The sequence below is a fragment of the Nocardioides fonticola genome (assembly GCF_039536805.1).
Taxonomy (GTDB): Bacteria; Actinomycetota; Actinomycetes; order Propionibacteriales; family Nocardioidaceae; genus Nocardioides; species Nocardioides fonticola.
This window is the reverse complement of record NZ_BAAAZH010000014.1, coordinates 160,058-174,318: the sequence shown is the minus strand read 5'-3', so window position 1 is coordinate 174,318 and position 14,261 is coordinate 160,058. Positions and strand designations below refer to the sequence as shown.

The 14,261-nt window shown below is 73.1% G+C and carries 13 protein-coding genes; 6 read left to right on the top strand and 7 right to left on the bottom strand.

Annotated elements, in window-relative coordinates; translation table 11 throughout:
- The first annotated feature begins 34 nt into the window (after positions 1-34).
- The gene (locus tag ABD671_RS11480; protein WP_344733504.1) at positions 35-1,561 is read left to right on the top strand and encodes a metallophosphoesterase family protein; all 1,527 of its coding nucleotides are present in this window, start codon (positions 35-37) and stop codon (positions 1,559-1,561) included.
- A 34-nt stretch (positions 1,562-1,595) separates the two neighbouring features.
- Here ABD671_RS11480 and proB read toward each other — a convergent pair whose 3' ends face one another.
- The 7 genes from proB to ABD671_RS11445 form a co-directional block, all read right to left on the bottom strand.
- Positions 1,596-2,714 (bottom strand): glutamate 5-kinase, encoded by a 1,119-nt coding sequence (proB, locus tag ABD671_RS11475; protein ID WP_344733503.1) that lies wholly within the window; start codon positions 2,712-2,714, stop codon positions 1,596-1,598.
- Positions 2,711-4,252, bottom strand: coding sequence for a GTPase ObgE (obgE, locus tag ABD671_RS11470; RefSeq protein ID WP_344733501.1), 1,542 nt, complete (start codon positions 4,250-4,252; stop codon positions 2,711-2,713). Before obgE ends, proB begins: the two co-directional genes overlap by 4 nt.
- A 99-nt stretch (positions 4,253-4,351) precedes the next feature.
- Positions 4,352-4,606: a 50S ribosomal protein L27 gene (rpmA, locus tag ABD671_RS11465; protein WP_344733500.1), complete on the bottom strand. Its 255-nt coding sequence runs from the start codon at positions 4,604-4,606 to the stop codon at positions 4,352-4,354.
- A gap of 66 nt (positions 4,607-4,672) precedes the next feature.
- Positions 4,673-4,975: a 50S ribosomal protein L21 gene (gene rplU, locus ABD671_RS11460; RefSeq protein ID WP_344733499.1), complete on the bottom strand. Its 303-nt coding sequence runs from the start codon at positions 4,973-4,975 to the stop codon at positions 4,673-4,675.
- 189 nt (positions 4,976-5,164) lie between these two features.
- Entirely contained in the window at positions 5,165-8,428 is a 3,264-nt protein-coding gene (locus tag ABD671_RS11455) for an Rne/Rng family ribonuclease (RefSeq protein ID WP_344733498.1), read from the bottom strand.
- 315 nt (positions 8,429-8,743) lie between these two features.
- Positions 8,744-9,448: a TIGR03936 family radical SAM-associated protein gene (locus ABD671_RS11450; protein WP_344733497.1), complete on the bottom strand. Its 705-nt coding sequence runs from the start codon at positions 9,446-9,448 to the stop codon at positions 8,744-8,746.
- Complete coding sequence (locus ABD671_RS11445; protein WP_344733496.1) at positions 9,441-10,619, bottom strand: winged helix DNA-binding domain-containing protein; 1,179 nt, start codon at positions 10,617-10,619, stop codon at positions 9,441-9,443. Before ABD671_RS11445 ends, ABD671_RS11450 begins: the two co-directional genes overlap by 8 nt.
- A 60-nt stretch (positions 10,620-10,679) precedes the next feature.
- Between ABD671_RS11445 and ABD671_RS11440 the strand changes: the two genes are divergently transcribed.
- The 5 genes from ABD671_RS11440 to ABD671_RS11420 all read left to right on the top strand — a co-directional run bounded on the left by ABD671_RS11440 (position 10,680) and on the right by ABD671_RS11420 (position 14,244).
- Positions 10,680-11,621, top strand: coding sequence for a DUF4190 domain-containing protein (locus ABD671_RS11440; protein WP_344733495.1), 942 nt, complete (start codon positions 10,680-10,682; stop codon positions 11,619-11,621).
- Between the two features lie 244 nt (positions 11,622-11,865).
- On the top strand, positions 11,866-12,345 hold the full coding sequence (locus ABD671_RS11435) for a hypothetical protein (RefSeq protein ID WP_344733494.1): 480 nt from the start codon (positions 11,866-11,868) through the stop codon (positions 12,343-12,345).
- A gap of 136 nt (positions 12,346-12,481) precedes the next feature.
- Positions 12,482-13,033, top strand: a complete 552-nt coding sequence (locus tag ABD671_RS11430; RefSeq protein ID WP_344733493.1) for a hypothetical protein — start codon at positions 12,482-12,484, stop codon at positions 13,031-13,033.
- Positions 13,034-13,152: 119 nt separating this feature from the next.
- Complete coding sequence (locus tag ABD671_RS11425) at positions 13,153-13,842, top strand: hypothetical protein (protein ID WP_344733492.1); 690 nt, start codon at positions 13,153-13,155, stop codon at positions 13,840-13,842.
- Positions 13,843-13,881: 39 nt separating this feature from the next.
- Positions 13,882-14,244 carry a GntR family transcriptional regulator gene (locus ABD671_RS11420; RefSeq protein WP_344733491.1) on the top strand — a complete coding sequence of 121 codons (363 nt, stop codon included), beginning with the start codon at positions 13,882-13,884 and terminating at the stop codon, positions 14,242-14,244.
- Positions 14,245-14,261 lie beyond the last annotated feature (17 nt).

Here is a 14,261-nt window from a genome sequence, read left to right as displayed (position 1 = left end):
CGCGCGGTGGCCTCGATGGGCTACCCATGCTCGCGTGTGCCAGACGACCCTCTCCCGACGCCAGTTGATGCGCTACGGCGCACTCGTGGGCGCCACCTTCCCGGCCGCGGCGATCATGGCCGACGGCTGGAGCCTCGCCGCCGAGGCCGCGCCGACGGGGCTGGCCATCCCGATGCAGCTGGAACTGGTGACGGTCACCGACACGACGGCCACCATCACCTGGTTCACCGGCGACCCCGGCGACCTCGACGAGTTCGGCCGACCGCGGCCGGTGCAGGCCGACGGCCGCGTGCTCATCGGCACCTCCCCCGACCCGCGCACCTGGGTGCCGATCGCGGCGTCCGGGCGCACCGCCTACCACTACATCGAGATCCGCAACCTGCGCCCGCGGACGACGTATTACTGGCGCGCCGAGAGCGGCGGGCTGCCGGCGCTGCCCGGCCTGCCGACGCCCACCGAGCTGACCAGCGGCCCGGCGCCGGCGACCTTCACCACCCTGACCCCGCCACCGGGACGCGAGATCGCCCGCGTGGCCTGGCTCAACGACCTCCACTTCGGCGAGCAGGTGGCCGGACTCGCCTACAGCGACAGCTCGCTGCCCGGTGGCGGCGTCCCGGCCGGGTTCCCGGTCGACCCCGACCACCCCTACTGGCGCTTCATGGGCCGCGGCGCGGTGGCCGACGCCCGGCGCCTGGGCTGCACGGTGCTGCTGGCGAACGGCGACCTCTCCAACGCCGCCGAGACCGCGGCGCTGCGGGAGTGCCGCAGCACCCTGGACTCCTTCGGCACCCTGGGCCTGGACCCGCGCCGCCGCGACGACCTCATCCGGCCCGGCGACGCGCCGCGCTACTTCGTCACCCGTGGCAACCACGACCGCATCCGCGACCTCGGCGCGCACCGCGGCCTGGTCGACCGGTTCGAGGAGCACTTCCACGCCGGATTCGAGCGCGGCACCCAGCACTTCTCGGTGGCCGTGGGGACGGCGAAGGCGCGGTACCGCTTCGTCGGTCTCGACTCCAACGACGGCGTCTCGACCGGGGTGCTGCGCGACTCCGAGCTCGCCTACCTCGAGGCCGAGCTCGGCCGCGGCGACGTGACGATCCCCCTCTTCCACCACCCGGCGAGCGCGACGGCGTCCCTCACCGCGATCCCGCCGCTGGGCGGCGGCCTGCCGCAGGACCAGGCCCGCACCTTCCGGGAGCTGCTCGGGCGCCACGACAACGTGGCCGGGGTGTACGCCGGGCACACCCACCGCACCAACCTCTCGCGCAACGTCGAGACCGGCGATGTGCCCTACTTCGAGGGCGGCGCGGTCAAGGAGTACCCGGGCGGCTTCACCGTCGTCCGGCTCTTCGAGGGCGGCTACATGGTGAACTTCCACAAGACCCGCTCCCCCGACGCCCGGGCCTGGTCGGAGCGCTCCCGCGGGGAGTACTACGGCCTGGCGCCGATGTACCTGCTCGGCGGGCTGGGCGAACGCAACTGGACCTACGCGATCGACGCGCGGCGACGCACCCGGGCGACGGGACGGCAACCGGGCGCGCGGCCCGTGGGCGGCTGACCCCCGCGGGTCGCAGGCCGACTCGGAGGACGACTCAGAGCACGACGAGGTCGTCGCGGTGCACGACCTCGCGCTCGTAGGCCGCGCCGAGCTCGCGCTTGAGGTCGTGGGAGGAGCGGCCGAGCAGGGCCGGCAGCTCGGCGGCGTCGAAGTTGACCAGACCGCGGGCCACGACCCGCTCGTCGGGACCGACCAGGTCGACGGGGTCGCCGGCGTGGAACTCCCCCGACACCGCGGTCACGCCCGCGGCCAGCAGGGAGGCACGACGCTCGGTGAGGGCGCGCACGGCTCCGGCGTCGAGGTGCAGGGCCCCCTTGGCGTCGGTGGCGTGGGCGAGCCACAGCAGCCGCGTGGGACGACGCTTGCCGGTGACGTGGAACAGGGTGCCGACCGGCTCGGCGGCCAGCGCGGCCGCCGCGTTGTCGGCCGAGGTCAGCACGACCGGGATGCCCGCGCCCGTGGCGATGCGGGCGGCCTCGACCTTGGTGACCATGCCGCCGGTGCCGACCCCCGCGGCACCGATCGAACCGATCGCGACGTCGGCCAGGTCGGCCTCGCCGCGGACGTCGGAGAGCAGCCGCGTACCCGGTCGACTCGGCGGGCCGTCGTAGAGTCCGTCGACGTCGGAGAGCAGCACGAGCAGGTCGGCCTGCACGAGGTGGGCCACCAGGGCAGCGAGCCGGTCGTTGTCGCCGAACCGGATCTCGGAGGTGGCCACGGTGTCGTTCTCGTTGACGATCGGCAGCACGCCGAGCTCGAGCAGCTTGGCGAAGGTCTGGTAGGCGTTGCGGTAGTGCGAGCGCCGGGTGACGTCGTCGACGGTGAGCAGCACCTGGCCGGCGATGAGGCCGTGGCGGCGCAACTCCTCGGTGTAGCGGTGCACCAGCAGCCCCTGCCCGACCGAGGCGGCCGCCTGCTGGGCGGCCAGCGCCTTCGGCCGCTTGCGCAGCTGGAGCGGGGCCAGGCCGGCGGCGATGGCGCCGGAGGAGACCAGGACGACCTCGGCGCCGCGCGCCCGGACGGCGGCGAGCTGGTCGACCAGGCCCGAGATGCGGTCGGGGTCGAGGCCGCCGGCGGCGGTGGTAAGCGAGGAGGAGCCGACCTTGACGACGATGCGGCGGGCCGCGGCGACCTCGGGACGCCGTGTGGTCACCCCTGCTCCCCCGGGTCGTCCTCCGCCCAGTCGGGGTCCTCGGCCGAGCCGATCTCGTAGGACGTCGGCCCGTAGATGTCGGGCTGGTCGATGCGGCGGGCGACGTCGGCACGGGTCTCGTTCTCGGCGCGGTCGTCCATGTTCTCCTCGATCGCGCGACGGCGGCGGGCCGCGGGGCGCTGGTCGTCGAAGCGCTGGTCCTCGCCCCGGCGTCCGAGCATCTCGACGCCGGCGTCGATGGAGGGCCGGAAGTCGAAGACGACGGAGTTGTCGGGGTGGCCGATGAAGACCGGGTCGCCCTCGACGGCGCCGGCCTTGACGAGCGCGGTCTCGACGCCGAGCCGGTTGAGGCGGTCGGCGAGGAAGCCGACGGCCTCGTCGTTGGAGAAGTCGGTCTGGCGGATCCAGCGCTCGGGCTTCTCGCCGCGCACGCGCCAGCCCTCGCCGTCGCGGGTGACGGTGAAGTCGTCGCCGCCGTCGACGGCGCGCGGGCGCAGGACGATGCGGGTGGTCTCGGCGACCGGGCGGGCCGCGCGGGCGGCGGTGACGATCTCGGCCATCGCGAAGATCAGCTCCCGCGTGCCGGCGCCGGAGGCCGCCGAGACGGGGAAGACCCGCAGACCGCGCTCGCGGAGGTCGTCGAGGACCATGTCGGCGATGTCGCTGCCGTCGGGCACGTCGACCTTGTTCAGCGCCACCAGGCGGGGCCGGTCCTCCAGTCCGCCGTAGCGCGCAAGCTCGTTCTCGATGATGTCGAGGTCGTCGACCGGGTTGCGGCCGGGCTCGATGGTGGCGGTGTCGATGACGTGGACGAGCGCGGCGCAGCGCTCGATGTGGCGCAGGAAGTCGTGGCCCAGGCCGCGACCCTCGCTGGCGCCCTCGATGAGGCCGGGGACGTCGGCGACGGTGAAGGTGGTGTCACCGGCGGTGACGACGCCGAGGTTGGGCACCAGCGTCGTGAACGGGTAGTCGGCGATCTTGGGGCGGGCCCGGGAGATCGCGGCGATCAGGCTCGACTTGCCGGCGCTGGGGAAGCCGACCAGACCGATGTCGGCCACGACCTTGAGCTCGAGGACGATCTCGAGCTCCTCGCCGGGCTCGCCGAGCAGGGCGAAGCCGGGGGCCTTGCGCTTGGCGGAGGCCAGCGCGGCGTTGCCGAGGCCGCCGCGGCCGCCCTGGGCGATGACCAGCTCGGTGCCGGCCCCGACCATGTCGGCGAGCACCTCGCCGTCCTTGGTGCGCACCAGGGTGCCGTCGGGGACGGGCAGGACGAGGTCGGAGCCGTGCGCGCCGTTGCGCATCGAACCGGCGCCGTGGCCGCCGTGCTCGGCCTTGCGGTGCGGGCTGTGGTGGTAGTCGAGCAGGGTGGTGACGTCGGGGTCGACGCGCAGGATCACCGAGCCGCCGGGGCCGCCGTTGCCGCCGTCGGGGCCTCCCAGCGGCTTGAACTTCTCGCGGTGGACCGAGGCCACGCCGTTGCCGCCGCGACCGGCGCTGATGTGCAGCGTCACCTGGTCGACGAACGTGGGTACTGCCATGGTGGTCCTTCGCTTCGAGTGGAGGAAACACGAAGGGCGCCCCGAGTCGGGACGCCCTTGCGTGAGCTGGCCGTTGCCGGCCGGGAGACGAGCGTCAGATCACTCGCCCGGGATGATGTTGACGACCCGGCGGCCGCGACGGGTGCCGAACTGCACCGCGCCGGCCTGCAGGGCGAACAGGGTGTCGTCACCGCCACGGCCCACACCCGAACCGGGGTGGAAGTGGGTGCCGCGCTGGCGGACGATGATCTCGCCGGCGTTGACGAGCTGACCGCCGTAGCGCTTGACGCCCAGGCGCTGAGCGTTGGAGTCGCGGCCGTTCTTGGTGGACGCGGCGCCCTTCTTGTGAGCCATGGTTCAGTCCTCGTGAGTCTGGAGAGCGGGAGTGCGGATCGGTGTGCCGACGCTGCGAGCCGAGGCTCAGAGCGAGATGTCGGTGACCTTGACCTGGGTGTACTTCTGGCGGTGACCCTGGCGCTTCTTGTAGCCGGTCTTGTTCTTGTACTTCTGGATGATGATCTTCGGGCCCTTGGTGGCGCCGAGGACCTCGACCGTGACCGACGCCTTGTCCAGGCCGGTGCTGGTGACCGACTCGCCGTCGACCGCGAGGACGACGGGAAGGGTCAGGGTGTCGCCGACCGGGGTCGAGACCTTGTCGATCTCGATGACGTCGCCCACGGCAACCTTCTGCTGCTTGGCGCCTGCGCGCACGATCGCGTACACCGCGGTCTCCTTCGTCGGGTTCTTCTACGTCGGGAGGGCATGCGCCCTCTCGTCTTCGCTCGAGGTGCGCCGCGCAGCGCCGCCGAGAAGAGGGCGCGCCTGCGTGACACAACGAGGGTTCATCCTACGCAACCGGGCCGGTCCCCTGCAAAACGCGGCGGGAGCCGGCCCGATGGCGCTGGATCGGGCTCAGCGCTTGCGCGTGCCCTTCTTCTTGATCGGGACGTGCTCGGCCGCCGGCTCGGGGGCCTCGGTCGGGGTCTCCGCAGCCGCGCCGCCCGTGCTCGCGCGCCGGCTGGAGCGGGTGCGGGTGGTGACGGTGGGCGCCGGCGCCGCAGGGGCCGCCGGCGTCTCGGCAGCCTCCGCGGACGCCGACTCCGGCGTGGCCGGGGTCGCGGCCGGGGTCACCACGATGGCAGCCACGGCCCCCGAGGCCGGCTGGCCGGCCGGGCGGGTGGCGGCCCGACGGGTGCGGGTCACGACGCGCGGGGCCGCGGGCTCGGCGGGCTGCTCCGGCTGCTCGGGCGCAGGCTCGGAGGGCTGCTCGGGCGCCGCCTCGACCTCTGCAGACACCTCGATGACGGGCTCGACCACGGGCTCGATCACGGGCTCGACGACGGGCTCGCTCACCGGCTCGGCGGTGCCGATCACCGGCTCCACGACCGGCGTCTCGGGCTCGACGGAGGGCTCGACGGAGGGCTCGGCGGGCTGCTCGGCGACGGACTCGGCGTCCGGACGCGCCTTGGCCGCGACGTCCTTGGGCGTGGGCGGGGCCGGCTGGCTCTGGGGAGCCGGCTTGGCCTGGGCGTCGTCCTCGCCCCGGCCGCGGCCGCCGCGGGAGCGGCGGGAGCTGCGGCGCGGCTCCTCCTCGCCCCCGGCGGCACCGCCGCGCTTGGGGTCGACGGGGTGCTCGTGGATGACCACGCCGCGGCCGTGGCAGGCGTCGCAGTTCTCCGAGAACGCCTCCAGCAGGCCGGTGCCGATGCGCTTGCGGGTCATCTGCACCAGGCCGAGCGAGGTGACCTCGGCGACCTGGTGCCGGGTGCGGTCGCGGCCCAGACACTCGACCAGGCGCCGCAGAACGAGGTCGCGGTTGGACTCCAGCACCATGTCGATGAAGTCGACGACGATGATGCCGCCGATGTCGCGTAGCCGCAGCTGGCGCACGATCTCCTCGGCGGCCTCGAGGTTGTTCTTGGTGACCGTCTCCTCCAGGTTGCCCCCGGAGCCGGTGAACTTGCCGGTGTTGACGTCGACGACCGTCATCGCCTCGGTGCGGTCGATGACCAGCGAGCCGCCCGAGGGCAGCCAGACCTTGCGGTCGAGGCCCTTCGCGATCTGCTCCTCGATGCGGTACGCGCCGAAGGAGTCCCTGCCGGCGTCGCGGCCCTCGGTGGCGGGCTCGAAGCGCTCGAGCCGCTCCACCAGGTCGGGGGCGACGTGCTCGACGTAGGACGACACGGTCTGCCAGGCGTCGTCGCCCTCGACGACGAGCTTGGTGAAGTCCTCGGTGAACAGGTCGCGGACGACCTTGAGGGTGAGGTCGGGCTCGCCGTAGAGCAGCTGCGGAGCGTTGCCCTTGGCCTTGGACTCGATGTCCTCCCAGCGGGCCTTGAGCCGCTCGACGTCGCGGGTCAGCTCCTCCTCCGAGGCGCCCTCGGCGGCCGTGCGCACGATGACGCCGGCGGTGTCGGGGACGATCTCCTTGAGCAGGGACTTCAGGCGCGCGCGCTCGGTGTCGGGGAGCTTGCGGGAGATGCCGCTGGTGGTGCCGTCGGGCACGTAGACCAGGAAGCGGCCCGCCAGGCTGACCTGGCTGGTGAGGCGGGCGCCCTTGTGGCCGATGGGGTCCTTGGTGACCTGCACCAGCACCGGCTGGCCCGAGGAGAGCACCGACTCGATCTTGCGGGGCTGGCCCTCCTTGTGGCCCAGCGCCTGCCAGTTGACCTCGCCGGCGTACAGGACGGCGTTGCGGCCCTTGCCGATGTCGACGAACGCCGCCTCCATCGAGGGCAGCACGTTCTGCACGCGACCGAGGTAGACGTTGCCGATGAGGCTGGTCTGGGACTCCCGCGCGACGTAGTGCTCGACGAGCACCTTGTCCTCCAGAACGCCGATCTGGGTGAGGTCGCCGCGCTGACGCACGACCATCACCCGCTCGACCGACTCGCGGCGGGCGAGGAACTCGGCCTCGCTCACGATCGGGGCACGACGGCGTCCGGCCTCGCGGCCCTCGCGGCGGCGCTGCTTCTTCGCCTCCAGGCGGGTCGAGCCGCTGACGGCGGTGATCTGGTCCTCGGCCGAGCGGGCCGAGCGGACCCGGGTGACGGTGTTCTCGGGGTCGTCGGCGGAGTCGTCACCCGCGTCGCCCGAGCGACGACGACGGCGACGTCGGCGCGAGCTGGAGCCGCCCTCGGCGGACTCGCCCTCGACGGCGTCGTCGGACTCGGCCTCGGCGTCGTCCTCGGTCGACGCGGACTCGGCGCCCTCGGCACCGTCGGCGGGCTCGGCGCCCTCGGCGTCGGTCGCCTCGGCGTCGGCGCTCTCACCAGCGCCGCCCGACTTGCGGCGACGGCGGCCGCCACGACGACGGCGGCGGCGCGGTCGGGTGCCGTCGGCGTCCTCGGCGTCCTCGGCGTCGTCGGACTCCTCGCCGTCCTCGGCGTCGTCGGCGTCCTCGGCGTCCTCGGGCTGCTCGGTCGTGGCGGCGGCCTCGGCGGCGGCCTCGGGGTCGAGCTCCTCGGTCTCCTCCTCGGAGGTCTCCTCCTCGACGGGCGCGGCCTCCTCGACGACCTTCGCGCGGGTGCGGCGGGTGCGGGTCGTCGTGGTGGCCTGGGGCGCCTGGAAGAGGACGGCGGTCGCCGACGGCGCGGCAGCGTCCGTCGCCGTGCTCGGGTCGGCGTCGGCCGCGTCGACCGTGGCAGCCGTGTCGACCGGGTCAGCCGCGGCCTTCGTCGCGGCGCTCTTCTTGGCAGCCGTCTTCTTCGCGGCCGGCGCCTTCTTGGCAGCCGTCTTCCTCGCGGTCGTCTTCTTCGCCGGCGTCGCCTCCTCAGCGGCCTCGGCGGCCTCGGCGGGAGCGTCGACCGGGGTGTCGGTCGTGGCGTCGGTCGCGGTGTCGGTCGCGGCAGGAGCGGGCGCGGCCTTCTTGCGCGGGGCGCGCTTCGCGGCCGTCTTCTTCGCGGGCGCCTCGGCAGGCGCCTCGGCGGCTTCGGCCGCCGGCGGGTCGAGCGGCAGCTGATCGTCGGCCGACGGCGCAGCGGCCGCCTTCTTGGTGGAGGTCTTCTTCGCCGTCGTCTTCTTGGCGGCCGCCTTCTTCGCCGGGGCCTTCGCGGCGGACTTCTTGGCGGCGCTCTTCTTGGCGGCCTGGGGGGCCGCCTCGCTCGATGCCTGGTCGGCAGCGGTCTCGGCGGCGGTGGTCGAGGCGGGCGCCTCGACCTGGTTCTCGTCGGGCATTGGGATGCTCCTCGGTCCCGGCGCGGCCGGGTCCTGTCACACGTGCACCCGCGGTGCGGGCGGTCACGCTAAGCCTGTGGTCGGCGACGACACTCCCCGTGTCCGTCACTGCACGCAGGCCGTCGCTCACCGCGGTCGCTGGGCCTGATCCCCCGGGGGGTTCGTGGCGGACCCGCTGTCACCGGGCCCGCCGGCCGCGTCGCGGTCCGGCGACGACGAGCGTCCGGTGTGCCCTCCTCCGGTGAGGCGAGCGAGAACGTCGTCGGATCGGTCAGCCGCGTCGCCGCGGTGTCCGATCACGGCGAGTATCGCACATCACGCCCGCAACGGGTCTTCGACGCGACCGTCGGCGGTGAGGGGACCCTGGGCCAGGCGGGTCATCAGAGGGGCCGCACCGGCGTCGAGACCGGCCACCTCGGCCAGGCCGCGCAGGACGTCGTCGGGGCGGACCGCCGGCACGCCGTGACGCAGCACGACGTCGAGGACGGCGCCGGCATCCTCGCGCACCTCGAGCGCGACGACGGCACGGCGGCAGTCGAAGGTGCGCAGGCCCTTCTTCGTCATCCGCTCGACCGGCACCTCCGCGGCGGCGAGGAAGGTCGCGACGGCGGCCCGGGCCGCCTCGGCCTCCCCCGCAATGCGGATCTCCCAGCGGCTCGCCTCCAGCCGGTCGGCCAGCGAACCGCCGGGCGAGACGACGACCTCGAGGACGTCGAGGCCCGGCGGCAGCGCCTCCTCCAACTCCGCGTGGACGACGGCGGGGTCGACGATCTGCGCGAGCGCGATCTCGAGGTACTCGGCCTCGCTGGCCGACCCCGTGGGGGCAGCGCCGGCGTAGGAGATGCGCGGGTGCGGGTTGAAGCCCGAGGAGTAGGACATGGGCAGGCGAGCACGGAAGACGGCCCGCTCGAAGGCCCGACTGAAGTCGCGGTGGCTGGTGAAGCGCAGCCGGCCGCGCTTGGCGTAGCGGATCCGCAGCCGCTGGACGGGTGGGGCCTGCTGCTCGGGCTGCTCACGCACGGAGCACAGGGTAAGGGAGGTCGGCGGGGTCGGCGCGCATCGCCGGCGAGGGGTACACGGTGCCGACGCGGACGCCGTCGAGCCAGGCGGTGAGGCGGGCCGCCTCGGCCCGCAGCGCGGTGGCGGCGTCCTGCGGGAGGCGTTCGAGGGGCCGGACCTCGACGACGCCGGCGTCGTCCTGCACCCAGCAGCCGACCACGCGCCCGTTCCACCACGCGGTGGTGCCGGCGTTGCCGTTGCGGTCGAAGAGGGCCAGGCCGTGGCTGCCGAGGTGGAACGCGCGGTGCCGCCAGCCCATGATCGAGGGGTCGAGGACGGGCAGGAGCGCCGCCCACGGGCCGACGTCGGTGCGGGCGCCGTCGAGCAGCGGGTCGTCGGGCAGCAGCCACCCGGGGCCTTCGGCCGTGGTCACCGCGACGGCGCCGAGGTCGGCCAGCGCCGTGCGCACGATGCCCTTCGTGGCACCCAGCCACCACACGATGTCCTCCTCGGTGCCGGGACCGAACCGCTCGAGCCAGCGGTGCACGAGCAGGCGGTAGCCCTCGCGTTCCGTCAGGGCCGCAGGCTGTTCGCCCAGCCAGCGGTGCGCGAGGGTCCATCGGGGCCGGAACACCCGCCAGTGCTGGGTGTTCTCGCCGCGCATCACCTCTGCGGAGAGCCCGAGGTTGGTCATGACGCGCCCGCGGCCGACGCCGAGCAGGTCGATCTCGGGCACCCGCTCGCGCACCTCGACGGCGGTGAGGCCGTCGGGGGCGGTGTCGAGCTCGGCGAGGATGCGACCACGGACGGCGCCGAGCCAGGCGACGCCGTCAGGTTGGCCGGCCAGTTCGACGTCCTTGGCGATGCGCGCCGATTCCGCCGCCAGGACCCGCTGCGAGGCGCTGCCCCACGCCGCGGGGAGGAGGTCGCGGGGGAAGCAGAAGAGGGTGCGGCGCATCGCGAGCTGCTTGACGAGGCTGCGATCGCGGTAGAGCACGCGGTCGACGTCGTCGAGGGCGAGCCCGTCGACGCGCGCGTGGAGGGAGAGGTAGACCGTGGCGGGCTCGGTGGCATGCAGGACGCCGACGGCCCGGGTGGCCTCGACCGGATCGCCGACGCGCTGCGCCAGGGCATGCCGGACGCCGATGCGGGCGCGGCGTTCGTCGTCGTCGACGCGGACGGGTGCGGCCATGATCCCATCCTGGCGGCGAGCGCCGACAGCGCGCGGGCGATCGCCCCGTAGGCTGCCCGCGTGAGCCAGACGCCTGAGGACCCGCGCGAGCCCGGCCAGCCGAGCAGCGAGCCCGACTACGGGACCCCGACCGGGGGTGGCGCCCCCGACTACGGGACGTCGACCGGCGGCGGCCCCGACTACACCTCGCCGACGCCTCCTCCCGCTCCGGCCCCGCCGGGTCAGCCCGCCTACGGCGCGCCGACCCCGCCGCCGTACACCCCCGACCCGCAGAACCCCTACGCGCCGCCGCCTCCGGCGGGCTACGCCCAGCAGCCGTACGGCGCGCCGATGCCGCCCGCGACCCCCTACGGCCCGGCGTACGGCGGACCCACCGAGCTGCCGCCGTCCAAGGGGATGGCCATCACCGCGATGGTCTTCTCGTTCCTGGTGTGCATCCCGATCCTGCCGATCGTGGCGATCGTGCTGGCGATCATCGTGCTGCGCCGCGGCAAGGACGGTCGCAACCACGGCAAGGGGCTGGCGATCGGCGCCCTGATCGTGGCCCCGATCATGCTGGTCGCGACCACGCTCGTGATCGTCGGCATCGCGGTGGTGGCCAGCAGCTACAAGAACGTCAACGACCTCGAGACCCGGCAGTGCTTCGACGGCCTCGACGCCGACCGCTCCTTCCGCAACCTCACCATCGTCGACTGCTCGGACCCGCACGACGGCCAGGTGCTCGCCACCGTCACCCTCTCCGCCTCCGAGGCGCGCGCCTACGCCGACAGCGAGGACGCGGGCGGCGCCCTGTGCGCCCGCGAGATCGGCCAGGACGAGGCGATCGTCTCCTACCTCTCCCGGCCCGGCCTCGAGCCGCTGCTGCTGACCGACCGCAAGAGCCCCGACGCCGGCGACACCCTCGCCTGCGTCGTCCACCGCAGCGACGGGAAGAAGATCACCGACTCGGTCGACTCCCCCGCCGGCGGGTCGTCCTCCGACGGGTCGGGGACAGGGACGTAGGGAGGTTTCGGCGGGTGACCGCCGGAAGTTTCAGCGGCTGACCGCCGAAACTTTCGCTGGTGTGACGTTCTGCAGCCGAAATCGCCCAGTTCACCTGCAGAACGTCACACTACGTAGGTCGACCTGTCCTCCGGGCCGAGGATCTGAGTAGGCGCACTCAGGCGGCGACCGGCCGCGGGCCGAAGACTGGGAACGCTGCTGCGGACAGCAGCGGCCCACTCCTCGATCCCAGGGACGGACCCCCATGTACGGACTCGATCGGACGGCGTCCCTCACCCTCCTGCTCGGGGTGCCGCTCGTGACGCTCGCGGCGAGCACCGGCTGCGAGGGGCCGCTCCAGAGCCGCCTCGTGTACCGACCCGACTACGACCGGTCGGGTGAGCTCTTCGGCACCGGCGTCGCGCCCTACCTGATGCTGCTGGCGCTGGTGGGCACGATTCCTGCGCTGCTGACACTGGTCGGCTTGGTCGTCGCGGCGATCCGCGGAGTCTCCTGGACGACGGTGCTGCTCCTCGACCTCCCCTGGATCGGCGTGGGTCTGTGGGTGCTGATCACCGGCCTCGTGACCGATGCGTCGGACGCCGCCGCCTACACCCCCGCCTCCCTCCACGAGCACCGCATCGCCACCGCCGTGATCCTGGCCGTCTACCTCGCGCTGCTCATCGCCCTGGCGATCCTCGGACTGGCGCTCTCCCGGCGAGCCGCTCGCACCCAGCCGACCTGACGGCGCCGAGCCCTAATCCCTCCCGGGATGGGCCGGGACGCTCTCCACAGGGCCTGCGGACGGCGTTTCCCCGACGCGCCCGCGTGGGTAGGTTGCCGAGCAGCCGCATTCCGGCACCTCATCTCGGGAGGTCCCCATGCCCACACGCGTTCCCGCGCTCGTCATCCTCCTGCTCGCCCTCGGGACGGCCGGGCTCACCGGCTGCGGCGGCGACTCCGACGCCAGCGCCGATCCCCCCGCACCGGCATCCACCAGCACCACCCCGACCGTCGAACCCACCCCGACGACCGCACCCCCGCAAGCACCACCCGGCGAGACCGCACGCCAGTTCGTCTACAGGTGGAACGAGACCGAAGAAGCGATGCAGAACACGGGAGACATCGCCGCCTATCGGGCTCTGACAAGTCAATGTGCTCCATGCGATGACCTCGCCCGACGCGTCTCCCAGGCCTACGCAGCGGGCGGCAGCATCGACTACCAAGGCATGGAGATCACCGCGGTCAAGGTCGTCCCGAGTGATCCGAAGTTCGTGGTCGTCGAAGTCACCGGCCGACTCGGCACCACCGATTACCAGCCCAAAGAGGGAAGCGCGGTACAACATTTCGACGGCGGACTACGGAAGTATCAGCTCACGCTGATCAAGCGCGATGGATGGAAGCTCCGCAATCTGTTCGGGCTCCCCCTATGAGGCGATTCCTGACCCTGTCGATGCTCGCATGGGCTTTGACCGCGCCGATCACATCCACAGCCTCCGCCGATCCCCCGTCGACGTGCTGGATCGACCCCGGCGGACTCCATGACGTCGGCGTGACGTGCAATGAGGACGGGTCCGGGGGCGGGTCGAGCAGCGGGCCGCGCTACCAGATTCGCTACACCCTCCAGTGCAAGCTCCGCGACCACGGCATCTGCGTCATCCCCATCACCTGCGCTGCACCACCCAACACGTTCCTGGCGAATGTCGCCCGGAGCCTCGACGGGATCACCTGGGAGCGCTACGCCGTCACCTGCCTCACCCATGCTGAAGCACAGGCGGTGGCACCCACCATCACCCCCGCCCTCGTCGACCACGCCTTCCAACGCCTCGACTGGCCCGCCTCCACCGTCACCATCCAGCCCCACGACACCACCCTGGTCAACCTCCCCACCATCCTCCACACCACCAACACCCAGCCCACCACCCGCACCATCACCCTCCTCGGCCTGCGCATCACCATCGAAGCCACCCCCACCCGCTACACCTGGCACCACGGCGACCACACCACCCAGACCACCACCAGCCCCGGCCACCCCTACCCGAGGCCCGGGCACGACGACGTCACCCACACCTACGCCCAAGCCGCCACCAACCTCCCCGTCTCCGTCGACACCACCTACACCGGCCGCTACCGCATCGGCACCGGACCCTGGACCCCCATCCCCACCAGCCGCACCATCACCGGACCCACCACCCCCCTCACCATCCGCACCGCCACCCCCCACCTCATCGCCCCCGACTGAGACCACAGCACCGGCAGCGCACAGCTCTACGCTGGGGCCATGGCCTCGTTGCGGATCGTCATCGACCCCGGCAGCGGCCAGGCGCCGTTCGAGCAGATCCGCCGTCAGGTCGCCGACGCCGTCGACGCCGGAGCATTGGTCGCGGGCACCCGGATGCCGACGGTCCGCGCACTCGCCGAGGAGCTGGGCCTCGCCGTCAACACCGTTGCGCGGGCCTACCGCGAACTGGAGACCGACGGCGTGCTCGACACCCGAGGGCGGGCGGGCACGTTCGTGCGCGGCGACGACGCCGAGGCTCAGGCACGAGCCGCCGCTCGCGAGTACGCCGACCGGGCGACTGCCCTGGGACTCACCCCCGCCGAGGCGCTCGCCTTCGTCGAACGGGCACTGACGCACCGGTGATTCCAGGCTGAGCGCGC